This is a genomic window from Klebsiella sp. CN_Kp066, from assembly GCF_040065135.1.
GTDB lineage: Bacteria > Pseudomonadota > Gammaproteobacteria > Enterobacterales > Enterobacteriaceae > Klebsiella > Klebsiella oxytoca.
This window is the reverse complement of record NZ_JBEAIU010000002.1, coordinates 1-25,477: the sequence shown is the minus strand read 5'-3', so window position 1 is coordinate 25,477 and position 25,477 is coordinate 1. Positions and strand designations below refer to the sequence as shown.

The 25,477-nt window shown below is 54.7% G+C and carries 23 protein-coding genes; 19 read left to right on the top strand and 4 right to left on the bottom strand.

Annotation, left to right across the window (positions count from 1 at the left end; translation table 11 throughout):
- Positions 1 to 18 precede the first annotated feature (18 nt).
- A complete protein-coding gene (garP, locus tag ABLV75_RS01100) occupies positions 19 to 1,353 on the bottom strand; it encodes a galactarate/glucarate/glycerate transporter GarP (RefSeq protein WP_004106004.1) in 1,335 nt (444 codons plus the stop codon).
- Positions 1,354 to 1,871: 518 nt separating this feature from the next.
- Between garP and garD the strand changes: the two genes are divergently transcribed.
- The gene (garD, locus tag ABLV75_RS01095) at positions 1,872 to 3,443 is read left to right on the top strand and encodes a galactarate dehydratase (protein ID WP_004106006.1); all 1,572 of its coding nucleotides are present in this window, start codon (positions 1,872 to 1,874) and stop codon (positions 3,441 to 3,443) included.
- Positions 3,444 to 3,493: 50 nt separating this feature from the next.
- Here the strand turns inward: garD and ABLV75_RS01090 are convergent, their stop codons facing one another.
- Together ABLV75_RS01090 and ABLV75_RS01085 are read right to left on the bottom strand one after the other, a co-directional pair.
- Entirely contained in the window at positions 3,494 to 4,441 is a 948-nt protein-coding gene (locus tag ABLV75_RS01090; protein ID WP_004106007.1) for a sugar kinase, read from the bottom strand.
- 10 nt (positions 4,442 to 4,451) lie between these two features.
- Positions 4,452 to 5,246 carry a DeoR/GlpR family DNA-binding transcription regulator gene (locus ABLV75_RS01085; protein ID WP_163524817.1) on the bottom strand — a complete coding sequence of 265 codons (795 nt, stop codon included), beginning with the start codon at positions 5,244 to 5,246 and terminating at the stop codon, positions 4,452 to 4,454.
- A 352-nt stretch (positions 5,247 to 5,598) separates the two neighbouring features.
- Between ABLV75_RS01085 and ABLV75_RS01080 the strand changes: the two genes are divergently transcribed.
- The 14 genes from ABLV75_RS01080 to ABLV75_RS01015 all read left to right on the top strand — a co-directional run bounded on the left by ABLV75_RS01080 (position 5,599) and on the right by ABLV75_RS01015 (position 20,574).
- On the top strand, positions 5,599 to 6,453 hold the full coding sequence (locus tag ABLV75_RS01080) for a tagatose bisphosphate family class II aldolase (protein WP_348854870.1): 855 nt from the start codon (positions 5,599 to 5,601) through the stop codon (positions 6,451 to 6,453).
- Positions 6,454 to 6,477: 24 nt separating this feature from the next.
- The gene (gene pfkB, locus ABLV75_RS01075) at positions 6,478 to 7,392 is read left to right on the top strand and encodes a 1-phosphofructokinase (RefSeq protein ID WP_004106013.1); all 915 of its coding nucleotides are present in this window, start codon (positions 6,478 to 6,480) and stop codon (positions 7,390 to 7,392) included.
- 10 nt (positions 7,393 to 7,402) lie between these two features.
- Positions 7,403 to 8,815, top strand: a complete 1,413-nt coding sequence (locus ABLV75_RS01070; RefSeq protein WP_004106015.1) for a PTS fructose transporter subunit IIBC — start codon at positions 7,403 to 7,405, stop codon at positions 8,813 to 8,815.
- A 10-nt stretch (positions 8,816 to 8,825) separates the two neighbouring features.
- Positions 8,826 to 9,641 (top strand): HPr family phosphocarrier protein, encoded by an 816-nt coding sequence (locus ABLV75_RS01065; RefSeq protein ID WP_004115756.1) that lies wholly within the window; start codon positions 8,826 to 8,828, stop codon positions 9,639 to 9,641.
- A gap of 176 nt (positions 9,642 to 9,817) precedes the next feature.
- Positions 9,818 to 11,089 (top strand): tagatose-bisphosphate aldolase subunit GatZ, encoded by a 1,272-nt coding sequence (gatZ, locus tag ABLV75_RS01060; RefSeq protein ID WP_004106019.1) that lies wholly within the window; start codon positions 9,818 to 9,820, stop codon positions 11,087 to 11,089.
- Between the two features lie 15 nt (positions 11,090 to 11,104).
- Complete coding sequence (gene gatA, locus ABLV75_RS01055; protein ID WP_004106021.1) at positions 11,105 to 11,572, top strand: PTS galactitol transporter subunit IIA; 468 nt, start codon at positions 11,105 to 11,107, stop codon at positions 11,570 to 11,572.
- 26 nt (positions 11,573 to 11,598) lie between these two features.
- Positions 11,599 to 11,883, top strand: a complete 285-nt coding sequence (gene gatB, locus ABLV75_RS01050) for a PTS galactitol transporter subunit IIB (protein WP_004106023.1) — start codon at positions 11,599 to 11,601, stop codon at positions 11,881 to 11,883.
- Between the two features lie 5 nt (positions 11,884 to 11,888).
- Positions 11,889 to 13,262 carry a galactitol-specific PTS transporter subunit IIC gene (locus tag ABLV75_RS01045; RefSeq protein ID WP_004106027.1) on the top strand — a complete coding sequence of 458 codons (1,374 nt, stop codon included), beginning with the start codon at positions 11,889 to 11,891 and terminating at the stop codon, positions 13,260 to 13,262.
- A 46-nt stretch (positions 13,263 to 13,308) separates the two neighbouring features.
- Complete coding sequence (gene gatD / locus ABLV75_RS01040) at positions 13,309 to 14,352, top strand: galactitol-1-phosphate 5-dehydrogenase (protein ID WP_004106028.1); 1,044 nt, start codon at positions 13,309 to 13,311, stop codon at positions 14,350 to 14,352.
- 110 nt (positions 14,353 to 14,462) lie between these two features.
- Complete coding sequence (locus ABLV75_RS01035) at positions 14,463 to 15,236, top strand: DeoR/GlpR family DNA-binding transcription regulator (RefSeq protein ID WP_004106029.1); 774 nt, start codon at positions 14,463 to 14,465, stop codon at positions 15,234 to 15,236.
- 328 nt (positions 15,237 to 15,564) lie between these two features.
- Positions 15,565 to 16,134 (top strand): fimbrial protein, encoded by a 570-nt coding sequence (locus ABLV75_RS01030; protein WP_004106030.1) that lies wholly within the window; start codon positions 15,565 to 15,567, stop codon positions 16,132 to 16,134.
- 60 nt (positions 16,135 to 16,194) lie between these two features.
- Positions 16,195 to 16,887 (top strand): molecular chaperone, encoded by a 693-nt coding sequence (locus ABLV75_RS01025; RefSeq protein WP_004106031.1) that lies wholly within the window; start codon positions 16,195 to 16,197, stop codon positions 16,885 to 16,887.
- Between the two features lie 56 nt (positions 16,888 to 16,943).
- Positions 16,944 to 19,469 (top strand): fimbria/pilus outer membrane usher protein, encoded by a 2,526-nt coding sequence (locus ABLV75_RS01020; RefSeq protein ID WP_004106039.1) that lies wholly within the window; start codon positions 16,944 to 16,946, stop codon positions 19,467 to 19,469.
- A gap of 13 nt (positions 19,470 to 19,482) precedes the next feature.
- Complete coding sequence (locus ABLV75_RS01015; RefSeq protein ID WP_004106040.1) at positions 19,483 to 20,574, top strand: fimbrial protein; 1,092 nt, start codon at positions 19,483 to 19,485, stop codon at positions 20,572 to 20,574.
- A 50-nt stretch (positions 20,575 to 20,624) separates the two neighbouring features.
- On the opposite strand, the gene rsmI is transcribed toward ABLV75_RS01015, so the two are convergent.
- A complete protein-coding gene (gene rsmI / locus ABLV75_RS01010) occupies positions 20,625 to 21,485 on the bottom strand; it encodes a 16S rRNA (cytidine(1402)-2'-O)-methyltransferase (protein WP_004106041.1) in 861 nt (286 codons plus the stop codon).
- 63 nt (positions 21,486 to 21,548) lie between these two features.
- On the opposite strand from rsmI, the gene ABLV75_RS01005 reads away from it, so the two are divergent.
- The 4 genes from ABLV75_RS01005 to dolP all read left to right on the top strand — a co-directional run bounded on the left by ABLV75_RS01005 (position 21,549) and on the right by dolP (position 25,361).
- A complete protein-coding gene (locus ABLV75_RS01005; protein WP_004106043.1) occupies positions 21,549 to 23,630 on the top strand; it encodes a penicillin-binding protein activator in 2,082 nt (693 codons plus the stop codon).
- Positions 23,588 to 23,974 (top strand): YraN family protein, encoded by a 387-nt coding sequence (locus tag ABLV75_RS01000; protein WP_004106044.1) that lies wholly within the window; start codon positions 23,588 to 23,590, stop codon positions 23,972 to 23,974. Before ABLV75_RS01005 ends, ABLV75_RS01000 begins: the two co-directional genes overlap by 43 nt.
- A gap of 211 nt (positions 23,975 to 24,185) precedes the next feature.
- Positions 24,186 to 24,776, top strand: a complete 591-nt coding sequence (gene diaA, locus ABLV75_RS00995) for a DnaA initiator-associating protein DiaA (protein ID WP_002918211.1) — start codon at positions 24,186 to 24,188, stop codon at positions 24,774 to 24,776.
- Between the two features lie 9 nt (positions 24,777 to 24,785).
- Positions 24,786 to 25,361, top strand: a complete 576-nt coding sequence (gene dolP / locus ABLV75_RS00990) for a division/outer membrane stress-associated lipid-binding lipoprotein (protein WP_004106049.1) — start codon at positions 24,786 to 24,788, stop codon at positions 25,359 to 25,361.
- The last annotated feature ends 116 nt before the right edge of the window (positions 25,362 to 25,477 follow it).

The window sequence follows — 25,477 nt, the reverse complement described above, 5'->3', positions numbered from 1 at the left end:
TTGTCACTTAACCGTTAATTATTTCTGCAGTTCCATACGTTTGATGTCGCCGACCACAAACAGATAGCAAACCATCGCCATCAGGGCGGAACATCCAACAAAGACCAGCGCTGCGTTGAATGAGTGCAGTTCGCTCACCAGGTAACCGATAACCAGCGGGGTTACGATGGAAGCAACGTTACCAAATACGTTAAATACGCCGCCGCACAGACCAACAATCTCTTTCGGCGCGGTATCGGAAATCACCGGCCAGCCCAGCGCGCCAAACCCTTTACCGAAGAATGCCAGCGCCATCAGGGTGACCACCAGCGCGGTATTATTGGTGTAGTTACACAGAATGATGGTGGAAGCGAGCAGCATTCCGAGGACGATCGGCAGCTTACGCGCCACGGTGATGGAAAAACCGCGTTTAATCAGATAGTCAGAGAACACGCCGCCCAGCACGCCGCCGGCAAAACCGCACAGCGCCGGAATCGATGCGACCAGACCCACTTTCAGAATCGACATACCCTTTTCCTGCACCAGATAAATCGGAAACCAGGTGAGGAAGAACCAGGTAATGGTATTGATAAAATATTGACCGAAGAATACGCCCAGCATCATGCGGTTGGTCAACAGCTGCTTGATATAGTGAAGCTTCGGACCGCTGGCCGCCGCGCTGCCGGGCTTTTTATGGTCCATATCAACGACTGCGCCATTCTCGGAGATAAACTTCAGCTCCTCTTGCGTCATGCGCGGATGGTCAGTGGGATTATGGATCAGTTTTATCCACAGGCCGGTCAGCACAAAGCCAATCACGCCCATGACGGTGAAGACATGCTCCCAACCCCAGGCAAAGGTCAGCCAGCCCAGCAGCGGCGAGAACAGCGCCAGGGAGAAATACTGCGCGGAGTTAAAGATCGCCGATGCGGTGCCGCGCTCTTTCGTCGGAAACCACGCCGCGACGATACGGGCGTTTGCCGGGAAAGATGGCGCTTCAGAGAAGCCCAGCATAAAGCGCATAAAAAACATTGAGATGCCCGCCCACGCCAGCGGAAACATATCCACAAAGCCTTGCAGGAAGGTGAACAGCGACCAGAAGAACAGGCTGTAAGAGTAGACCTTTTTCGATCCAAATTTATCGAGCAGCCAGCCGCCGGGGATTTGCATTAGCAGGTAGGCCCAGCCAAAAGCGGAGAAAATATAGCCCATTGAGACCGCACTCAGCTGCAGCTCTTTCGCCACCTCGGTACCGGCGATCGAAAGCGTCGCGCGGTCGGCATAGTTAACGGCAGTGACAATAAAAATAATTAACAGAATTAAATAGCGGGTTGGCACACTTTTTTTCTGTTCTATTGTTGCATCCAGACTCATCTCATATTCCTCAGGTACAACACACCTTCCATTATTTATTTTGGTGTGATTCTTAATCATTCAGAAATCAATATCAGGAGGTATCGATTTACTCATCCGGCGCATTGCAAGCATGACTCAGTATAATCAGCTTGCGACCGTTAAACACTGTGCATACAACCTGTAAATGGCGTTTAATTATCTCTAATGTTGTGCAAATGCAATAATCAATGGGCGCTGATCCACAGTTCCAGCGATTTCCCCCATGTGCGGGTTCTCTTGCGTAGCAATGGGTGATTTAGATCACATTTTCAAATTCAAACACCTGACATTCTTTATTTCACAAATCTGCGCATCAGAAATTGAATATACCCTAAATATTTCGAGTTGCATGAAGGCGGCAACGCAGGGAATCCCCTGGCGCTTACTAAAGTAAGTGACTGGGGTGAGCGAGGAAAGCCAACGCAAATGCAGCTTGAAATATGACGGGTATAAACGTTTTATTTTATTATTCGCACCTTGCTGGAGAATACTGGACAATGGCTGACATTGAAATTAGACAAGAATCGCCAACGGCGTTTTATATAAAAGTGCACGAAACGGATAACGTGGCGATTATTGTTAACGATCGAGGTTTAAAAGCCGGAACGCGTTTCCCTGACGGGCTCACGCTGGTTGAGCATATCCCGCAAGGCCACAAGGTCGCGCTGGTCGATATTCCTGTACACGGTGAAATCATCCGCTATGGCGAGGTGATTGGCTACGCGGTACGCGATATTCCGCAGGGCAGCTGGATTGACGAATCGCTGGTGGAACTGCCGAAGGCGCCGCCTCTGCACACCTTACCTCTGGCGACCAAAGTTCCGGCGCCGCTGCCGCCGCTGGAAGGCTATACCTTCGAAGGCTATCGCAACGCCGACGGCAGCGTTGGCACCAAAAATCTGCTCGGTATTAGCACCAGCGTGCACTGCGTGGCGGGAGTCGTCGATTACGTAGTGAAAATTATCGAACGCGATCTGCTGCCGAAGTATCCCAACGTCGATGGCGTCGTGGGTCTGAACCATCTTTATGGCTGCGGCGTGGCGATTAACGCTCCGGCAGCGGTCGTTCCGATCCGCACCATTCATAACCTGGCCCTCAATCCAAACTTCGGCGGCGAAGTGATGGTGATTGGCCTTGGCTGCGAGAAACTGCAGCCGGAGCGCCTGCTGGAAGGCACCGACGATGTAAAAAGCATTCCCGTAGATAGCGCCAGCATCGTCAGCCTGCAGGATGAGAAGCACGTCGGTTTTAAATCAATGGTGGATGACATTCTGCAGGTCGCCGAGCGCCATCTGGAGAAGCTGAACCAGCGCCAGCGCGAAACCTGCCCGGCCTCCGAACTGGTGGTCGGTATGCAGTGCGGCGGCAGCGATGCGTTTTCTGGCGTGACCGCCAACCCGGCGGTGGGCTATGCCTCCGATCTGCTGGTGCGCTGCGGGGCGACCGTCATGTTTTCCGAAGTCACCGAAGTACGCGATGCGATTCATCTGCTGACGCCGCGCGCCATCAACGAAGAAGTCGGCAGACGCCTGCTGGAGGAGATGGCCTGGTACGATAACTATCTTGATATGGGTAAAACCGACCGCAGCGCCAACCCATCCCCGGGCAATAAAAAAGGCGGTCTGGCCAACGTTGTAGAAAAGGCGCTGGGTTCTATCGCTAAATCCGGAAAGAGCGCGATTGCCGAAGTGCTCTCTCCGGGGCAGCGCCCGACCAAACGCGGTTTGATTTACGCCGCGACGCCGGCGAGCGACTTCGTCTGCGGTACTCAGCAAGTGGCCTCCGGGATCACGGTGCAGGTCTTTACTACCGGTCGCGGTACGCCGTATGGCCTGGTCGCCGTACCGGTGATTAAAATGGCGACGCGTACCGAGCTGGCAAACCGCTGGTATGACCTAATGGATATCAATGCGGGAACCATCGCCACCGGCGAAGAAACCATCGAAGAGGTAGGGCTGAAGCTGTTTGAATTTATTCTTGATGTCGCCAGCGGCCGCAAGAAGACTTTCTCAGATCAGTGGGGCCTGCACAATCAGCTGGCGGTGTTTAACCCGGCGCCGGTGACCTGATCGGCTCAGCAACTTATCCCGCTCGTGATGCTTCGGGCGGGATACCTCTGCTATTGATGCGCGTTGAGAAACCCCTCTATCTGCGCTTTGGTGGAAGTCCCTTCCATCGGCCCACGCCGGGTAATCGCCAGAGAGCCGCTGGCGTTGGCCCATCTCAGCGCCTCCTGCGGCGATGCGCCGGACAGGAAAAGGCTGACAAAGGTGGCGCCAAAGCAGTCGCCGGCCCCCGTCGGATCGACAACCGGGACATGAAAACCGGCAGCATGATGCGTTTCTCTGGCGCTGTAATAGCTCGCTCCGCGCGGGCCGCGTTTAATTACCACGTGCTTAACGCCGCGCTTTAAAAGCTTATCCACCAGCACCTGCTCATTGCGCCCAGGGTTGAGGCCAAAGTAATCCAGTTCGCCATCGCTGGGCAAAAAAATATCTGTATAATCAAGGATATATTCAAAAGCCTGCGACATTTCAGGGATGTTGAGCATCTCTTTGCGGATATTCGGATCGAACGAAACCGTGCCGTTGCGCGCTTTAATATTTTCAATCGCTTTACGCATCGCGTCGATCATGCGAAACGAAAACAGCGAAGAGCCCATAATGTGAAAATGATTGCACTGGTTAAGCAGACGGTCGTCAATATGGTCAGCGGTTAGCAAACCACAGGCGCTGTTCGGCATATTAAAAATAAAATCGCGCTGCGCCTGGCTACGGTAGCTCACGAAAGCGCTGCCGGTGGTCGCCTTTTGCAGTATGGCGATCCCATTAACGTTTACGCCGTCGCTTTCCAGCCGCGCGATATTCATTTCACCAAACGCATCGTTGCCGACACAGCTGAAAAGCACCGAGCCCAGCCCCAGCTTTGCCACCTGATCGGCGAAAATTGCCGGGGCGCCGCTGGGATATGGCCCCCAAAATTCACCCGGGCGAGAAAAACCCTGGTTCTCTTCTTTTGCCAGAAACTCCACCAGTAGTTCGCCGATGGTGCAAATGGTCACATTCATCATCGCTCCTTTACTTTGCCTTCTGCAAAGCAGGGTTGAGCCATGTCAGGCACTCGTTGTTGGTATAGCTGTTAGTCATGCCAGCGGCGAGAAGGCGGGCGTGATACTCCGCGGCGACCACCTGCGGCGTCACGATGCCGCTAATTTGCTGCAAGTCGCCAATCGCGTAGCGCTTATCGCCATACACCGGACGATGCGCAACGACCGCAATCACCCTCTCACTTTGCGCCACCGCTTCGCTCAGCAGGCGAGCGCTGGCTTCCTGTCTGACGCTCAAGGTGCCATCTTCCGCAATGTGGTCGACAGCGATCAGCGCTCGTGAGGGGCGATATTGACCCAGCGCGTTCAGCGCCAGATCGCCTTCGACTATTTTGCCGCTGCTCCCGAGTACGCCGCCGAGCAGCACGGTTTCCCCATTCAGAAACTCCTGCGCCAGCGGCACATGCGCCAGGTCGTTTAACAGCAGACAAAGCTCGTCATAGCCAGCAAGAAACGGGATCACTTTGCGTAAGATCGACCCCTGCCCCAGAAAGAGCGTTTCGCTATCTTCGATCTGCGCGGCGATCTGGCGAGCCATTTCGGTCTCCAGGGCTTTATCCGTTACTACCGGGGCCTCCGGAGCCAGGGCGATCGGAGTCCCGGCCTGGGAAGTGTAAATTGCGCCGCCAAACGAGCGCTTAAGGTAGCCCTGCTGTTCAAGGTAGTTCAGGTCATTACGGATCGTTACCCCAGATACAGCCAGCATTTCAGCCAGATCGTCAACTTTGATCTCTCCGTTTTTGCGCACGATCTCCGCGATGTCCAGGCGCCTTTTCAGCAGACTTGTAGACGGTTTTGCCACAGTGTTGTGCCTTCTTATTTTCTCCCAGAATAACTTTCATTTTTAAATTTCCCCGCTGCATTGTCAAACGCCAGGCCTTCTTCAAGCATTGAATGACGAATTAAAATTATTTAATTCAGTAGGTTATGTTTAATCATGCTTTTTAAGATACTTTTAAAAAAGAAAACAAACAAGAGCATATAACTTTCATTTTTAAAATAACATCACAGTAGTGTGCGATTGATCACAACAACAAAGCGCAGCGATCGCTACATTACTTTCAAAACGAAGGTATAATCAACAAACAAATTTACAAAATGAAAGTTAAGGAGCAAGAATGTACATTATCTCGAGTAAAAACATGCTGTTGAAAGCTCAGCGGCTTGGATACGCTGTTCCGGCCTTTAATATCCACAACCTGGAAACGATGCAGGTGGTGGTAGAGACGGCGGCCGAGCTGCGTTCTCCGCTGATCCTTGCCGGCACCCCGGGAACTTATAGCTATGCAGGAACCGGTAACGTGGTGGCGATCGCTCGCGATCTGGCTAAGATCTGGGATCTCCCTTTAGCGGTCCACCTCGATCACCATGAAGATCTGGCCGATATCACACGTAAAGTACAGGCCGGTATCCGCTCGGTCATGATCGACGGTTCACACACACCTTTTGAAGAAAACGTCGCGTTAGTCAAGAGCGTGGTTGAACTGAGCCACCGTTATGATGCCAGCGTCGAAGCCGAGCTTGGTCGCCTGGGCGGTGTGGAAGATGATCTCGTGGTCGATGCAAAAGATGCGCTGTATACCAACCCGGAACAGGCGCGTGAATTTGTCGCCCGCACCGGTATCGACTCGCTGGCGGTCGCTATCGGTACTGCCCACGGCATGTACGCTGCAGAACCCAAGCTCGATTTTGACCGCCTCGCCGCCATTCGCGATCGCGTTGAGGTTCCTCTGGTTCTTCATGGCGCATCGGGTCTGGCCGATAGCGATATCCGCCGGGCAATCTCGTTGGGCGTGTGCAAGGTCAACGTCGCCACCGAGCTGAAAATCGCCTTCTCCGATGCCCTGAAGCACTATTTCGAGGAAAATCCAGACGCTAACGATCCGCGTCATTATATGAAACCGGCCAAAGCGGCGATGAAGGATATCGTACGCAAAGTCATTCACGTTTGCGGCTGTGAAGGACAACTGTAATTTTCGGATCGAAGGAGCAACGTCGTGATCCATACCCTGACACTCAATACTGCAATCGATATGAATATCTTTTGCGATCCGCTGAAGCCGTCGGCAGTGAACCGAACCCGGCACACGGAATATTGCCCGAATGGCAAAGGAGTGAACGTTTCGCTGATATTAAATCACTATCAGCAGCCCACTCACATTATGGGCATTTTCGGTGGTTTCACTGGCCGTTATATTGTGGAAGAGTTACGTCAGAAAAACATTAAAGTGACGCCGGCATGGGTCTCTGAGCCAACCCGAATTAATATTTTTATTAATGACGGTGCTGAGGAATATAAACTCGTTAATCCCGGAGCAAAAATTGATGATGAGTGCAAACAACAGGTTATTCATCATCTGCAATGCGTCACTTCCGGGGATTATTTAGCGATCAGCGGCAGCCTGCCGCCGGGAATTGAAAGCCGATTTTATGCTGAAATCATTGAATTATGCCAGCAGAAAGGCTGTGAAGTTATTCTCGATATCAGCCATCCGGTACTGCGCCAGCTGCTGGAATTACGGCCATTGTTGATTAAACCCAACGATGACGAGCTGCGGGAAATCTTCGGTCTTGACGTCAGTAGCCGCCAGCAGGTGCGTGAGGCCATGCGCACGCTGCATCAACTGGGCGCTCGCAACGTGCTGCTGACGATGGGAGCCGAGGGTCTCTACTTTTCCAACGGCGAAGGCGTGTGGTTTTGCTCCGCACCGAAAATTGAACTGGTCAGCTCCGCCTGCGCTGGTGACGCCGCACTGGGTGCTTTTCTCAGTAAATGGCTTAACAAAGAAGATGTCAATCACGCTCTGGCATTAGCCAGCGCGACCGGTGCCGATGTCGCCGCTTCCGCCGGGTTAGGCAAATTACAACGCACAGAAGAATTATTACAACAAATTCAGGTCGTCCAATTATAAAGGTCCGATTATGAAAAAAATCATTGCAGTTACCGGCTGCCCTACGGGTATTGCACATACTTTTATGGCTGAAGAGGCCTTAAAAACCGCAGCAAAGAAATTAAATGTCGATATTAAAGTGGAAACCAACGGCGCTTCCGGCGTTGAAAACGCGATTACCCCCGCGGATTTAAAAGATATTTATGGCGTGATTATCGCCGCCGATAAAGACGTGAACGCCGAGCGGTTTAATGGCCTGCCGGTCATTGAGGTTCCGGTTAAAGAAGCCATTCACCATCCGGCCGATTTAATTAATAAAGTGATCGGCGGTCAGGCGGCGCGTCGCCAGGGAATTTCTGTTTCCGCCGAGTCAACGGAGAAATACGAGCAAGAGTCTTTCGGCCGTCAGGTTTATAAGCACCTGATGAGCGGCGTGTCCAACATGCTGCCGTTTGTCGTAGCGGGAGGGATTTTGATTGCCATCTCCTTCCTGTGGGGCATCTACTCCGCCGATCCAAACTCGCCGCAATATAACGCGATCGCCGCAACGCTAATGAAAGTGGGCCAACAAGCCTTCTCAATCATGGTACCGATTTTCACCGCCTATATCGCCTGGTCTATTTCCGGGCGTCCCGGTATGGTCGCGGGCTTCGTCGGTGGCTTACTGGCCAATGCGACCGGCGCAGGCTTTCTCGGCGGAATTATCGCCGGTTTTGCCGCCGGTTATTTTATGCTGCTGATCCGCAATATGCTCAACGGCCTGCCGCGACAGTATGAAGGGCTCAAATCGATATTCATTATGCCGCTCATCGGCGTGCTGGTGATTGGTGTAATGATGGTCCTCCTCGGTCAACCCGTCGCCGCCATCAATAACGCGATGATGAACTGGCTAAGTTCATTACAGGAAGCAAACCCGATTCTGTTAGGTATTGTGGTCGGCGCGATGTGCTCCTTCGACTTCGGCGGCCCGGTGAATAAAGCCGCCTACGTCACCGGTACGCTGCTGCTTGGCCAGGGCAACTACTTCTTTATGGCCGGGGTTTCCGCCGCCTGCATCACACCGCCGCTGGTTATCGCTCTGGCAACGACCTTCTTCCCGAAAGGGTTCAGCGAAGAAGAGCGCGCCGCCGGGATGGTCAACTATATTCTCGGCTGCACCCATATTACTGAAGGCGCTATTCCGTTCGCCGCGAAAGATCCTTTACGCGTTATCCCCATGATGATGATCGCCTCTTCCATCTCTGCGGTTCTTAGCTACAGCCTGCATATTCAGGTTCCCGCTCCGCACGGCGGCTTCCTGATCCTGCCGCTGGTGAGCAAACCACTGATGTGGGTGCTGTGCATTCTCGCCGGTTCCGCCTGCGGCGCGGTCATGCTGGGGTGCTGGAGGCTGTGGCAAAAGCGGGCCCTGGAAGCGACATCGCTGGCCGGCGCTATTAAATAAGGAGCTATGTATGCAACTGACTTGCGCAGATATCCATTTCGATCGCGCGATCAAAACGAAAGATGAAGCGCTGCAACGCGTCGTTGGCAAATTAACCGAAGCCGGGCATACCACGCCCGCTTATCTGAGCGGCATGCGCGACCGTGAAGGACAAATCAGCACTTACCTCGGCAACGGTATCGCGATCCCTCACGGCACGCCGCAGAGCCGCGATGCGGTACTGAAAACCGGTGTCAAAGTACTGGCCTGCCCGCAGGGTGTGGATTGGGGAGAAGAACAAACGGCATATCTGATTGTGGGCATCGCCGCCCAGGATAACGAACACCTTGATATTCTCCGCCAGCTTACCCACGCCCTGAGCGATGAGCGCGTGCCGGCAGCGCTTTCGCGTGCTGAGAGCCCACAGGCGGTGCTGGAGATACTGGCCGGGAATATCTTCCCGGCCGGAGGAGAAGAGACGGAACCGCCCCCGATGTTCGACGAAGAGGCGACCTTTACCCTGCGCAATCCCCACGGACTGCACGCGAGACCAAGCGCGGTACTGGTGAAAGCGGTGAAGCAGTGGCAGTCGCAAATCCGGGTGGAAAATCTCGATACGCGTTCCGCCATTGTTGACGCCAAAAATCTGATGCGGGTTGTCTCTCTCGGCGCAAAACAGGGCCATCGGCTGCACTTTATGGCCAGCGGAGAGGATGCTCATCAGGCGCTGGAGGCTATTGGCGCGGCCTTTAATGCTGGATTAGGCGAAATCGCCGCTCAGCCGCAGCGTGCCGTTCCGCCCGTAGAAAAACCTAAACGGAGCTGGCTGTCTCGATTATTTAGTTAAATTTCAAACAATTAAAAACGCTCTGCCGTCATCGCCAGAGCGTTTTTTTATCTCTAACTTTCGCAACATTACGTTTTACCTTTCTTTTTTTCGAGATTGATCACAAATCAAAACAAAGGAGTTTGCGAGCAAAACAAAACATAACGAATATATTCGAAAGAAAACGGAGGTTTGAAATGAAAGATATTATTTCCCGCCACAAAGCTGGCGAACACATCGGCATCTGCTCAGTTTGTTCCGCACACCCGTTGGTCATCGAAGCCGCGCTACGTTTCGATCTGCATACCAACAATAAGGTCCTCATCGAGGCCACCTCTAACCAGGTTAACCAGTTTGGCGGCTACACCGGAATGCAGCCTGCGGACTTCCGTGATTTCGTAAATAAAATCGCCCGCGAAGTCGGTTTCCCGTCAGAACGCATCATCCTCGGCGGCGACCATCTCGGCCCCAACTGCTGGCAGGGCGAACCCGCCGCTGAAGCGATGGAAAAATCAGTCGATCTGATTAAAGCCTACGTCGCCGCAGGATTCAGCAAAATCCATCTCGATGCTTCAATGTCCTGTGCAGACGATCCGGTGCCGCTGAACCCGGCCGTCGTCGCCGAACGCGCCGCTCGCCTGTGCCAGGCTGCGGAAGAGACCGCAACCGACGAGCAGAAACGCCATCTGACCTACGTCATCGGCACCGAAGTTCCGGTTCCCGGCGGCGAAGCCAGCACCATCGGCAGCGTCCACGTGACCCGCGCCCAGGATGCGGCGGCAACGCTGGAAACCCATGAAGCCGCCTTTCGTAATCTGGGGCTGAACGCCGCGCTGGATCGCGTCATCGCTATCGTGGTGCAGCCCGGCGTTGAGTTCGACCATACGCAAATTATTCATTACCAACCGGAGGCAGCCAAAGCACTCTCCGCGTGGATCGAAAGCACGCCCATGGTCTACGAAGCGCACTCGACTGACTACCAGTCCCGTCAGGCCTACCGGGCGCTGGTACGCGACCATTACGCCATCCTGAAAGTGGGTCCGGCGCTAACCTTCGCGCTGCGTGAAGCCATCTTTGCTCTCGCGCAAATGGAGAATGAACTGGTCGCTCCGGAGTCCCGCAGCCGCGTAATGGAAGTGATTGATGAAGTGATGCTTAACGAACCGGGCTACTGGCAGAAGTACTATCGTCCGACCTGGAGCCAGGCAATGGTGGATATTCACTTCAGCCTGTCCGATCGCATTCGCTACTACTGGCCGCATCCGCGTATTCGCCAGAGCGTGGAAAAGTTAATGGCAAACCTGACCGAAACTAAGCTGCCTTTGGGCCTTATCAGCCAGTATATGCCCGTGCAGTTTGAACGACTGTCGTTAAACGAACTCGCCGCCGTGCCGCACGACCTCATCCTCGACAAAATTCAGGATGTGCTGCGTGCCTACCGTTACGGCTGTTCATCTGAAATCGCCTGAAGTTAAAGAGGATTTATGAGTCAATTGTTTGTTCGTACCGGCATTCATTTTCGTTCCAGCCAGCAGGCGCTGGAACACATTGGCGAAGAGATGCTGGCGCGCGGCGTCGTGCACGATAGCTATCCGCTGGCGCTGCTCGAACGAGAAGCGACTTTCCCAACCGGTATTGCGCTGGAGCAGCATGCGGTCGCGATTCCCCACTGCGAGGCGGTACATGCGAAGTCTCCGGCTATCTATCTGATTCGCCCGGACAATCCGGTCCCTTTTCAGCGTGCTGACGACGACGGCGAAATCGACGTTTCGTTAATCATCGCGCTGATTGTAGAAAATCCGACTGCACAGCTACAGCTGCTGCGCCGGTTATTTAGTGAGCTACAGAACCCGACCACGCTTGAAGCATTGCTCGCTGCCCCGCAGGAGCAGCTGCCCGAGCTGTTTCGGCGCTCTATCCTTGAGTCAGAGCCGAGCGCTCAGGCTTTATAAGACACTGATAATAAAAGGGGTACCCTATGAAACGCAAAGTAATCGTCGCCTGTGGCGGCGCTGTCGCCACCTCGACCATGGCCGCAGAAGAGATCAAAGATTTGTGCGCGGACCACAGCATCGAGCTGGACCTGGTGCAGTGCCGGGTGAATGAAATCGAAACCTATATGGACGGCGCACACCTCATTTGCACCACCGCCCGGGTTGACAGAACCTTTGGCGACATTCCGGTGGTTCACGGTATGCCTTTCATATCCGGCGTAGGCATTGAAGAGCTGCAGCAAAAAATCCTGAACATCCTGACGGAGTAACGCCCATGTTTAGCGAAATCATGCGTTATATCCTCGATCTTGGTCCGACGGTGATGCTGCCTATCGTGATCATTATCTTCTCCAAAATACTGGGGATGAAGCTCGGGGATTGTTTTAAATCTGGCCTGCATATCGGCATTGGCTTTGTCGGTATCGGCCTGGTTATCGGCCTGATGCTCGACTCTATCGGCCCGGCGGCAAAAGCGATGGCTGAGCATTTCCAGATTAACCTGCACGTGATTGATATTGGCTGGCCGGGGTCGTCACCGATGACCTGGGCGTCGCAAATCGCGCTGGTGGCGATTCCTATCGCCATCGCAGTCAACATTTTCATGCTGGTCACCCGGATGACTCGCGTCGTGAACGTCGATATCTGGAACATCTGGCATATGACCTTTACCGGCGCCATGCTGCATATCGCGACCGGTTCTTACTGGATTGGTATTCTTGGCGTAGTGGTGCATGCAGCTTTCGTTTACAAGCTCGGCGACTGGTTTGCGAAGGATACCCGCGACTTTTTCGGCCTTGATGGCATCGCCATACCGCACGGTAGCTCGGCTTATTTAGGGCCGATAGCGGTGCTGGTCGATACGATTATCGAAAAAATCCCCGGCCTGAACCGCATTCACTTCAGCGCTGACGACATTCAGAAACGCTTCGGTCCGTTTGGCGAACCGGTCACCGTCGGTTTTGTGATGGGTCTGGTCATCGGCGCGCTGGCGGGCTACGACCTGAAGGGAATTCTCCAGCTGGCGGTCAAAACCGCGGCCGTCATGCTGCTGATGCCGCGCGTTATCAAACCTATCATGGATGGCCTGAACCCGATTGCCAAACAGGCGCGTAAACGTCTGCAGGCGAAGTTTGGCGGCCAGGATTTCCTGATTGGTCTCGATCCGGCGCTACTGCTTGGGCATACCTCGGTCGTATCGGCCAGCCTGATCTTTATTCCGCTCACTATTCTGATCGCGGTTGTGGTGCCGGGCAACCAGGTCCTGCCGTTCGGCGATCTCGCGACCATTGGATTCTTCGTCGCCATGGCGGTGGCGGTACACCAGGGGAACCTGTTCCGCACGCTGATTTCCGGGATCACCCTGATGGGGATCACGCTATGGATTGCGACGCAGACCATCGGCCTGCATACCCAGCTGGCGGCTAACGCCGGGGCTCTGAAGACAGGCGGCCTTGTGGCCTCTATGGACCAGGGCGGTTCACCGGTTACCTGGCTGCTCATTCAGCTCTTCACCTGGCAAAACGTGGTGGGCTTTGTGGTTATCGGCGTCATCTATGTCGCCGGCGTGCTGTTGACGTGGCGTCGGGCGCGCAGCTTCGCCGCCGCAGAGAAAGCCACCGCCGCGCAGCAAAGCCCGAGCGTTTCTTAATCTCAAGGGGGAGCATTCGCTCCCCCGGACATTTCTGGAGAATATTATGCAATCAGTGGTTATCCATGCTGAGGGGACAGTGTGCGTTGAAGAACGCCCGATACCGGCCCTACAAACGGAAAACGATGTCCTGGTCAAAGTCGTCAGCTCTGGATTGTGCGGTTCTGATATTCCGCGCATCTTCGCCAAAGGCGCCCACTACTATCCCATCACCCTGGGTCACGAGTTCAGCGGTTATGTTGAATCTTACGGCTCAGCGGTGACCGACCTGCAACCGGGCGACGCGGTAGCCTGCGTGCCTCTGCTCCCCTGCTTTAGTTGTCCCCAATGTCAGCGCGAATATTTCTCTCTCTGCAAGCAGTATCAGTTTGTCGGTTCGCGCAGCGAAGGCGGAAATGCGCAGTACGTGGTAGTTAAACGCGCCAACCTGTTCCGTCTGCCGGATCAGATGCCGATTGATGACGGCGCGTTTATTGAACCGATTACCGTCGGTCTGCACGCCTTTCATCTGGCGCAGGGCTGCGAAGGGAAAAACGTGATTATTATTGGCGCAGGCACGATTGGCCTGCTGGCGCTGCAGTGCGCCCGCGAACTGGGCGCCAAAAGTATTACGGCTATTGATATCAACCCGCAGAAGCTGGAGCTGGCAAAAACGCTCGGCGCAACGCACGTCTTTAACAGTAAGGAGATGAGCGGCAAACAGATTCAAACGGCGCTGGAAGAGATTCAGTTCGACCAACTGGTGCTGGAAACCGCCGGCACGCCGCAAACCGTGGCGCTGGGCATTGAGGTCGCCGGACCGCGTGCGCAGCTGGCGCTGGTGGGCACGTTGCACCATGATTTGACGCTGCCTTCCGCCACCTTTGGCCAGATTCTCCGTAAAGAGCTGACTATCGTTGGTAGCTGGATGAATTACTCCGGTCCGTGGCCGGGAGAAGAGTGGCAAACGGCGGCTCGGCTGCTGACGGAAAAACGCATTCAGCTTGCCCCGCTTATCGCCCACATCGGCGATGCCGAAAGCTTTGCCCGCGAAGTCCAGGCGCTCAACGGCGCGCCGATGCAGGGGAAAATCCTGCTTAAACTCTCCTGACCGCCTGAGCCAGCAATCTGCGCTGGCTCACATAACCTTTCGAAAATTATCGTTCAACTTTCATTATCCTTCGATTACACTAAGATCAGTTAATTATCAGGCAAATTAATATGAACTCATTCGAGCGAAGGAACAAAATTGTCGAAATGGTCAATACGCAGGGTAGCGTATTGGTGCTGGACCTTTCGAATCTCTTTGGCATCTCCGAAGTGACTATCCGGGCCGATCTCCGCTTGCTGGAGGAAAAGGGATTACTCACCCGCTTTCACGGCGGCGCCGCGAGGCCCGGCAGCAATTTAACCGAAGGAGATAGCCAGGAAGTGGTGCTGGAAGAGCGTTATCAACTGGCCAGCGACCCGAAAAAGCGAATAGCCCAGGCCGCGGCGGCAATGATTAGCGAAGGCATGACGGTGATCCTGGATAGCGGCAGCACCACCCTGCTGATTGCCGAGGCGCTGGTACGTATGACCAATATTACGGTGATTACCAATAGCTTACCCGCAGCGTTTACGCTTTCAGAAAATAAAGATATCACCCTGGTGGTGTGCGGTGGCACCGTGCGCCACAAAACGCACTCGATGCACGGCACCATCGCTGAACGCTCGCTTCAGGGCATCAGCGCCGATCTCATGTTCGTCGGCGCGGACGGTATCGACACCACCAACGGCATCACGACCTTCAACGAAGGCTACTCCATCAGCGGCGTCATGGCAGCCGCTGCGCATAAGGTCGTTGCCGTGCTGGATGCCAGCAAATTTAATCGTCGCGGCTTCAACCAGGTTCTGCCGATGGAGAAAATAAACTGCGTGATTACCGATGACGGGATTAGCGGGGAATATCTCGCAGAGTTAAAAAACACACCCATTGAGTTACAAATCGTCTAGACAACCCGGCAGATATTAAACATCTGCCTTTTGTCACTTGATTAATATTATAAAAACAAAACCTATAAAAATAGCTTGCCAACCAGTATGGTTATGAATTCATTTTCAATAAAATCAATTCATAAACCCATTCCTGAAACTTTTATTTAAACGTAAATTAAGCACATTTAACTTTACAGAGAATTACCATAAATACAATCCTAAAACCCGCCTCAGTCAATATGAATTCATAAAAATTTCAATATAATCTTCGTCGTGATGATTTATGAAAAAAGCTTAATCACCATAAAAGATGTTTTCCAAAAAAAATACATGGATGAGGTAAAAAATGAATGTAATTGCAAAGTCCGTTGCAGTTGGATTACTGGCAATGGCTGCAGGCAGCGCCTGGGCAAGCGATGGTACTATTGAATTCACGGGTGAAATCACCACCTCTACCTGTGAATTCGCTAACGGCGATACGGTAAATGTTGAACTGGGCCATTACTCTAATACCCAGTTTAAAACCGTAGGCGACAAATCACCGACTACCCCGTTCACCATTCCGCTGACCAATTGCCCAACTGAAGCCTGGAAACATGTTGATGGCAGCGAAAGCAAGTCGTTCCAGCTCTGGCTGGAAACGCGTAATGGCGGTACTACGGGCGCAAATAACGATCTGGTTGCAGTAACGGGTTCGGCCACGCCTGCGACCGGCGTCGGTATTCGCATCGACCGCGCTTCCGACGGAGCCCAGCTGGCGCTCAATAAACTGAACGACACCCCGGTCACTTTTGATATCACGGGTGAACAAACGGACGTCAATCTGCAGGCTTACTACGTCTCTACCGTTGAATCTTCGGCCATCACCGCCGGGGAAGCGAACGCTTCCGTCGACGTTACCATCGATTATCGTTAATTCTCACGTTGTGCTTTTACCCACCATATGGTGGGTAAAACTTTTTATTGGAGCCGCAGGATGAAAGGGAAAACCCTGGTAGCATTGGCCTTGTTGCTTGGAGGATGGGTCAGCCAAAGCCTGGCCGGCGGGATCGTTCTGCAAACCACGCGGGTGATTTACGACGCCAGTAAAAAAGAGGCCGCCCTGCCCGTTGCCAATCACAGCAGCAAAATGCCCTATTTATTGCAATCATGGATTGATAATCCGCAAGGAACAATCCGCGGGCCGTTTATTATGACCCCGCCGCTGTTTCGCCTGAATGCCGGCGACGACTCCTCATTGCGCATTATTAAAACCGAAGGCAATTTGCCGGAAGATAAAGAGTCGCTGTTTTACGTTAACGTGCGGGCTATTCCGGCCCAATCGAAAAGTGAAGCGGAAAAAACCAACGCGCTGACCCTGGTATTTAAAACCAGAATAAAGCTTTTCTATCGCCCGGCGCATCTTAAAGGCGCCCCGCAGGATGCGTGGAAATCTATACAATATAAGCGAACGAATAATACCTTAGATATCTATAACCCATCCGCCTATTACGTGGTATTTGCCGGCATCGCATTGGGTAAAACTGATTTAACCAATCAGGTTGACTATATCGCTCCCGGCGAGCACAAACAAATTCCGCTACCTGCCGCATCGGGTAATACCGTGCAGTGGGCCGCCATCAATGACTATGGCGGTACCACGGCAAAAGAAACTCGGGTACTGCAATAACGCTTACGCAGGCAAGACGTAAATAACAATAAATAACGGATACGGGCAATCAGGGAATGCAAAGCAACACCACAGGGAAAAAAAACGTGCTGGCGCTTAAAAGCCTTGCTTACAGGGTCAGGCACGCTTTGCCGATGATGCTGGCCGGCAGCGGCCTGATATGCCATGTCGCGCAGGCCGACGACTTTTATTTCGATCCTTCGCTGCTGGAAACCAACAAAAGCGGCCTGCAAACGGTAGATCTATCAGCCTTCTCTCAGGACAGCGCCCAGCTACCCGGCGAGTACATCGTTGATATTTATATTAATAATAAGAAGCTGACGCAGCGTAAAATCCCGTTTGCCGCCGGGGATAACCACCAGCTTATCCCCCAGTTTACCGTCGGCCAGCTGCGCGAGCTGGGCTTTAAAGTTGATGAGATCCCGGCGCTGGCGAAGCTGGACGATGCAGCAAAAGTCACCAACCTCGCGCAAACGGTGCCGAACAGCAGCAGCGAGCTGGATCTCAACCACGGTAAGCTGAACATGAGCGTACCGCAAATTATGCTCTACCGCGATGCCAGAGGCTATGTTGACCCCTCCCGCTGGGACAATGGCATCCCGGTGCTGTTCACCAACTATAACTTTACCGGTTCAGAGAGCCGCTACGACGGCGGCGAGCGCAGCAGGCGCCAGTATCTGAACATGCAGAACGGCGCCAACCTCGGCCCGTGGCGGCTGCGCAACTACTCGACCTGGACGCACAACAGCGACACTTCGCAGTGGGACAGCATTAATACCTGGCTGCAGCGGGATATCAAAAGCCTCAAATCGCAGCTGGTGATGGGCGAAAGCGCGACTGACGGCAGCGTGTTCTCCAGCTATCAGTTTACCGGCGCGCGGCTCTATTCCGATGACAGCATGCTGCCTAACAGCCAGCGCGGCTTTGCGCCGACGATCCGCGGGATCGCTAACTCCAGCGCTATCGTGACGGTTCGTCAGAACGGTTACACCATTTACCAGAGCACCGTGCCTGCCGGCGCGTTCGAGATCAACGATCTGTACCCCTCCTCATTCAGCGGCGATTTAGACGTGACGATTGAAGAGGCTGACGGCACCACGCGCCATTTTGTACAGCCGTTCTCCTCCCTGCCGATGATGCAGCGGCCGGGGCATCTCAAATATAGCGTCACCGCCGGGCGCTTTCGGGCGGCAGGCTCGGAGGACAGTAAAGAACCGGAGTTCATTGAAACTACGGGGATTTACGGCCTGAGTAACACCTTTACGCTGTACGGCGGCCTGACGGGCTCCGAGGATTACCAGGCGTTAACTCTGGGTATCGGCGGTACGCTGGGAGAGTTTGGTGCCCTGTCGATGGATATTGGCCGGGCGGATACCCGCTTTGATAACGGCGACAGCGATTCCGGCTACAGCTGGCGCACCCAGTACATTAAAGATATTCCAGAGACCGGCACCAATCTATCGCTGGGCTATTACCGCTATACCAGCACTGGCTACTTCACGTTCTCAGATGCCAACCAGCGGGATATCGACGCCGGCGATCGGCAGAGCAGCGAAATCCAGTTCAGCATTAATCAGAATCTGTTTACCGGCGTCAGTTTTTACGCTTCCGGTTCGCAGCAGGAATACTGGGACAAAGGGCAGAAGGACAAAAACCTGTCGATTGGCCTTAGCGGCAACCTGTGGGGTGTCAGCTATAACGTCAGCGGCCAGTTTACCGATTATGCCGATCGCGACAGCGATCGTTCGCTGTCCATCAGCCTCAGCGTACCGCTGGACCGCTGGCTGCCGCACGCTAACGCCAACTGGCGGATCACCAGCCAGAAGGATCAAGCGACCCAGCATGAAGTCGGAATCAACGGCTCCCTACTGGAAGATAGCCGTCTGAGCTACAGCCTGAAACAGCGGCAGAGCGAGAATAACGACAGCAACGGCAGCAGCCTCTACGGCAGCTATCGTTCCGCCTACGGCACCGTCAACGCCGGTTACGATTACAGTTCCGATAACCGCCAGATGAGCTATGGCCTGGCCGGCGGCATCGTGGCGCACAGCCACGGCGTCACCTTGTCGCAGCCGCTGGGTAACGCCTTTGCGCTGATTGATGCCGATGGCGCCTCTGGTATACGCGTCAAAAACTATCCCGGAATCGCTACCGACTACTTCGGCTATGCCGTGATCCCCTACCTGACCTCTTATCAGGAGAACCGTATCTATCTGGATACCACCATGATGCCGGATGACGTCGACGTCACCCAGACCATGAAGCTGGTGGTTCCGAGTCAGGGAGCGGCTGTGACCGCGCAGTTTAGCGCCAAAATTGGCCAGCGCGTGCTGCTGACGCTGACCGACAGAAACGGTAAACCGCTGCCGTTTGGCGCGATGGCCAGCAGCGAAAGCCAGCAGCAGCAGAGCATTGTTGATGAAGGCGGCGTGCTCTATCTCACCGGCGTCAACGAACGGCCGCAGGCCTGGAACGTGCGCTGGGGGAATGAAGAGCATCAGCAGTGCCGATTTACGTTTAGCCTGCCCGCTAACGGCCAGCGCACAGCCTCCGTTATTCGGGCCACGACAACATGCCGCTAAGGAACAAAACACCATGAAAAACGCGATTTATCTTTTAACCGGCGGCATTGCTCTCGCCCTGTTTGCCGTAGCACCGGCACGCGCGGCGATGGGCGGCTGCGAAGCCGTAGGCGGGCCTGTTAATTTTACCACCAGCTTTGCCAACGACTGGACAAAAGAGCAAAACGTCGCCGGGACTTTAATAGACATGACCTCCGGCACCACATCTGGCGGTAGCTATAAAATGGTTTGCGACTGTCCCGCCAACACCGGGGTTAATCTCTACTATTCAGCAACCACGCCGTTAGCTAGCTCCGGCTATTCCGGATTTCAAAAATTAAATGATAATCTGGATATTAAAACGGTGATTACCGATGTACCTGGCGTATCGGCGCTTACGGTTCCTACTAACATAAACTCACCGGCTAGAGGCGAAGGTTATTTTAAGGCTGCAAACGATAATGGCGTATGTAATGGGGATCCTGACGATCAGCGCGCCGGGGCATTTACTGTGGGCAGTAACATCAGCATTACCTTTCGCGTCACGCAATCTTTTTTAGGCCGGATGGAGATCCCCAGCACGCATATCGCCACCCTCCAGTCGGCATGGAGTAGCACCGTTAGTTATGCAAAAAACGTCTACAAAGATATTGCCGATATCTATCTCGAGGGCAGCATCACCGTTCCGCAAAGCTGTAAGATTAACGAAGGCGATGTCATTCGGGTCGACCTTGGGCAAATCAGCGCCTCAAAATTCACCACTAAGGACCACATGCCTGACGGATATACGCCTGTAAGGTTTGATATTGTCTACGATTGCGGGGATACATCCTTGTTTGGACAAAATGACTATATCAGTCTGGCTGTTCAGGGTGAAGACATCGCCGATCAGTACACATTAGCCGCCCGCCGTAGAGAATCAGATAATGTCGCGGATATTGGGATCCATATAAATAACCTTACCGCGGGGGCAGGTCTTATCACCGTTACAGGAGACTCTGGTATGACTTTAGCTGATTCGGCAGGCGTTCTCCATATGCGGGCATACCCCATTAATCTGGTCGGAGGGGCCCTACAGCCAGGGCCTTTCCGTACCTCTGCAACCCTCACCGCAACGGTTAGATAGCCAAGTCCGCCTTTCCTGACGCGCTATCAGGAAGGCGGTAATTCGCAGTATTACCCCTGCTGCTCCAGAGCATACTTATACAGCGCGTTTTTCTTCACGCCGTGAATTTCTGCGGCCAGGGCAGCGGCTTTTTTCAACGGTAGCTCGGCCTGCAGCAGGGCCAGCGTGCGCAGCGCCACCGCCGGCAGCGCCTCTTCCTGCGCTTTAAAACCCTCGACGATCAGCACCATCTCGCCTTTACGGCGGTTTTCATCTTCTTTCACCCATGCCAGCAGCTCGCCGATTGGCGCGCCGTGAATCGATTCCCAGGTTTTGGTTAGCTCTCGCGCCAGCACCACGTAGCGGGACTTGCCCAGTACCGTGCAGATATCTTCCAGGCTTTCCAGCAGGCGGTGGGTCGATTCATAGAAGATAATGGTGCGCGGCTCTTCTTCCAGCGCCTTCAGCGTATCGCGACGCCCTTTAGACTTCGCAGGCAGAAAACCTTCGTAGCAGAAACGATCCGACGGCAGCCCCGCCGCGCTCAGCGCCGCAATCGCCGCGCAGGGGCCGGGCAGCGGCACCACGCGAATATTGGCCTCGCGGCAGGTACGCACCAGATGATAGCCGGGATCGTTAATCAGCGGCGTTCCGGCATCGGAAACTAGCGCGATGTTTTGCCCCTCTTTTAGCTTCGCGACCAGCGTTTCCGCTTTTTGCTGCTCGTTATGGTCATGAAGCGCAAATAACCGGGCGTTAATCGCAAAATGCTGCAGCAGCAAACCGGTATGGCGGGTATCCTCGGCCGCAACTAAATCAACGGCTTGCAACACTTCCAGCGCGCGTTGCGTGATATCAGACAGATTCCCTATCGGAGTGGGCACAATATAGAGCTGTCCCTGAGAATTATCTGCTGATTCGTGTTGTTTCATTGTCTCGTCCGTATTGCCGAATTAATATTGAGCATTGAGCCAAAAAAATATCACTGGACACATATGGTACCGTCAACATTTCTTCGTTCTAAACCCGTGCGTTGTCTGCCCGTACTGCTGGCCGCTCTGATCTTTGCCGGCTGCGGCACCCACACCCCGGACCAAAGCACGGCGTATTTGCAGGGTACGGCACAGGCAGACTCCAGTTACTATCTGCAACAGATGCAGCAAAGCTCGAATGATAGCAAGACCAACTGGCAATTACTCGCCATTCGTGCACTGCTGAAAGAAGGTAAGAAACCGCAGGCCGTTGAGCTGTTCAACCAGCTGCCGTCCGGTCTTAACGCTGCGCAAAGTCGCGAACGGTCGTTGCTGGCGGTAGAAGTGAAGCTGGCGCAGAACGACTTCCAGGGCGCGCAGGCGCTGCTGAGCAAACTCGATCCGGCAAGCTTTGAGCAGAACCAGCTGCCGCGCTACTGGCAGGCGCAAATTGACGCCAGCCAGGGGCAGCCTTCGCTGAACCTGCTGCGGGCCCTGGTCGCCCAGCAGCCGCTGCTGAGCCTGGCCGCGCAAAAGCAGAAGAACATCGACGCGACCTGGAAAGCGCTCACCGCGATGACCAAAGATCAGGCCTACGCGCTGGTGATTAACGCCGACGAGAACGTTCTGCAGGGCTGGCTGGACCTGCAGCGCATGTGGTTTGATAACCGCAGCGATCCGACGATGCTCAAAGCAGGCATCAAAGACTGGCAGACCCGCTATCCGCAAAACCCGGGCGCGAAAATGCTGCCGACGCAGCTCGTCAATATGCAAAACTACCGGGCCGCATCGACCAATAAAATCGCGCTGCTGCTGCCGCTTAACGGCCAGGCGGCCATTTTTGGCCGGACTATCCAGCAGGGCTTTGAAGCGGCGAAAAACGGCGCGCCTGCCGTTTCCGGAAGCGCGGTGCCCGCCCAGGTCGCCCAGGCGGCGAATGTTGCCGATAGCGCAGTGGTAAGCCCGTCGCAGGCGGAAGTAACCGATCTGACGGCGACGAACAGCGCTCAGGCGCCAGTACAAACGCCAGCTGCCGACCAGGCGCAAGCTCAGGCGCCGGTCACCGCACCGGAGGCGACATCCGCCCCGGCGCCGGAGACCACCAGCCAGCCGGTACAGGCACCGCAGACTCAGGCTGTGTCCGCCACCCCGGCTAACCCGGCCGCCGAGCTGAAAATCTATGACACCACCACGCAACCGATGAGCCAGCTACTGGCTCAGGTACAGCAGGACGGCGCGACCATCGTCGTCGGCCCGCTGCTGAAAGATAACGTCGAACAGGTCATCAAGAGCAATACCTCGCTGAACGTGCTGGCGCTCAACCAGCCGGAGAAAATCGAAAACCGGATTAATATCTGCTATTTCGCCCTCTCTCCGGAAGACGAAGCTCGCGACGCGGCGCACCACATACACGATCAGGGTAAACAGACTCCGCTGCTGCTGGTACCGCGCGGCGCGCTGGGCGATCGCGTGGTTAATGCCTTTGCCAATGAGTGGCTGAAGCTGGGGGGCGGCACGGTACTGCAACAGCGTTTAGGTTCCACGGCCGAGCTGCGCGGCAGCGTTAACAGCGGTATTTCATTAAGCGGTACGCCGGTTTCTACCCTGCCGTCAGCGCAGGACAGCGCTCTGGGAAGCCCGAGCGATATGCCGGTCAGCAGCACCGGCGGCGTCGACGCCGCGTACATCCTGGCGACGCCGGAACAAATTGCTTACGTCAAGCCGATGATTGCCCTGCGTAACGGTAGCCAGAGCGGCGTGACGTTGTACGCCAGCTCCCGCAGCGCCCAGGGAACCTCCGGCCCGGACTTCCGTCTGGAGATGGAAGGCCTGCAATACAGCGAAATCCCGATGCTGGCGGGAAGCAACCCGGCGCTGCAGCAGCAGGCGCTGGCCGCCGTTCGTAACGACTACTCGCTGGCGCGCCTGTACGCCATGGGCGCCGACGCCTGGTCTCTGGCCAACCACTTCTCGCAGATGCGCCAGGTGCCAGGCTTTGAGCTGAACGGCAATACCGGCGATCTTACGGCCACGCAGGATTGCGTGATCAACAGGAAACTGTCATGGCTCAAATACCAGGGTGGGCAAATCGTCGCAGCCAACTAAGTAAACAGACCGGCGATGCCTGGGAAATGCAGGCGCGCCGCTGGCTGGAGCGCCAGGGTTTGCGCTTTATCGCCGCCAATGTCCGCGAGCGCGGCGGCGAGATTGACCTCATCATGCGCGACGGTAGCGTCACCGTATTTGTCGAAGTACGCTATCGTCGCAGCGCAAGCTACGGCGATGCCGCTTCCAGCGTCACGCCGCAAAAGCAACAAAGACTGCTCAAAGCCGCGCGTCTGTGGCTCTGCCGACAGAATGGGAGCTTTGAGACTGTGGATTGCCGTTTCGATGTGGTAGCCTTCACCGGAAACGACATCCAATGGCTAAAAAACGCCTTTGGCGAATAGCGTACACCCAAAATAATTGGAGTTGCAGGACAAAGCACTTGTGCTTTGAACAGCGCTGGCGCTGGCCCCGAAGGGGCGAGACCGCAGGCCGAGTAACGCGGCAAGCGAGAAAGTCCCGATGAGCTGACTCAAGTCAGTGATTCGGGCGAACGAGCGTAGCCAACGCACAAGCAACCTGAAGTATGATGGGTAAAATGAATTAAGGGATCCCGTGCTCGACAGAATCAAAGCCTGCTTCACCGAAAGCATTCAAACCCAAATTGCAGCAGCGGAAGCACTCCCGGACGCCATCTCCCGTGCGGCTATGACGCTCGTACAATCGCTGCTGAACGGCAACAAAATTCTCTGTTGTGGTAATGGCACTTCCGCCGCCAACGCACAGCATTTTGCTGCCAGCATGATTAATCGTTTCGAAACTGAACGCCCTGGTTTACCCGCCATTGCACTAAATACCGATAATGTGGTCTTAACCGCAATTGCCAACGATCGCCTGCATGATGAAATCTATGCCAAGCAGGTGCGTGCGTTGGGACACGCCGGCGACGTACTGCTGGCGATTTCTACGCGCGGCAATAGCCGGGATATCGTGAAAGCCGTGGAAGCGGCGGTCACCCGCGATATGACTATCGTGGCGTTAACCGGTTATGACGGCGGTGAACTGGCTGGCCTCTTAGGGCAGCAGGACGTCGAAATCCGCATTCCCTCGCATCGCAGCGCGCGAATTCAGGAAATGCATATGCTCACCGTCAATTGTCTGTGCGATTTGATCGATAACACGCTTTTTCCACACCAGGACGATTAAGGAGAACACATGAAGGCTCTCTCGCCCCTCGCCATTCTGCTGTCTGCGCTACTGCTTCAGGGATGCGTTGCCGCAGCGGTAGTTGGCACGGCAGCGGTCGGCACCAAAGCCGCGACGGACCCGCGTACGGTAGGTACTCAGGTGGATGACAGCACGCTGGAGCTACGCGTCAACAGCGCGCTATCCAAAGATGAACAAATTAAGAAACAGGCCCGCATCAACGTGACCGCCTACCAGGGTAAAGTCCTGCTGACCGGTCAGTCTCCAACGCCAGACCTCTCCGCGCGCGCGAAGCAAATCGCAATGGGCGTAGAAGGGACAACGGAGGTGTTTAATGAAGTGCGTCAGGGCCAGCCGATCGGCTTAGGTACCGCCTCTTCGGATACCTGGATCACCACCAAAGTCCGCTCCCAGCTGCTGGGTACCGACCAGGTGAAATCCTCCAACGTGAAGGTAACAACCGAAAATGGCGAAGTGTTCCTGATGGGTCTGGTTACCGATCGTGAAGGACGCGCGGCGGCGGATATCGCCAGCCGGGTAAGCGGCGTGACTCGCGTCACCACCGCTTTTACCTATATCAAGTAAACGTTAACCCCCCGGCTTGCGCTTTGCTGAGCCGGGCTACGGGTTCATCGCCTGCTGTAGACCCGTAGCCCGATGTGATGGACACCTCCCCCTTACGGCATCAAAGTGCCAGACTG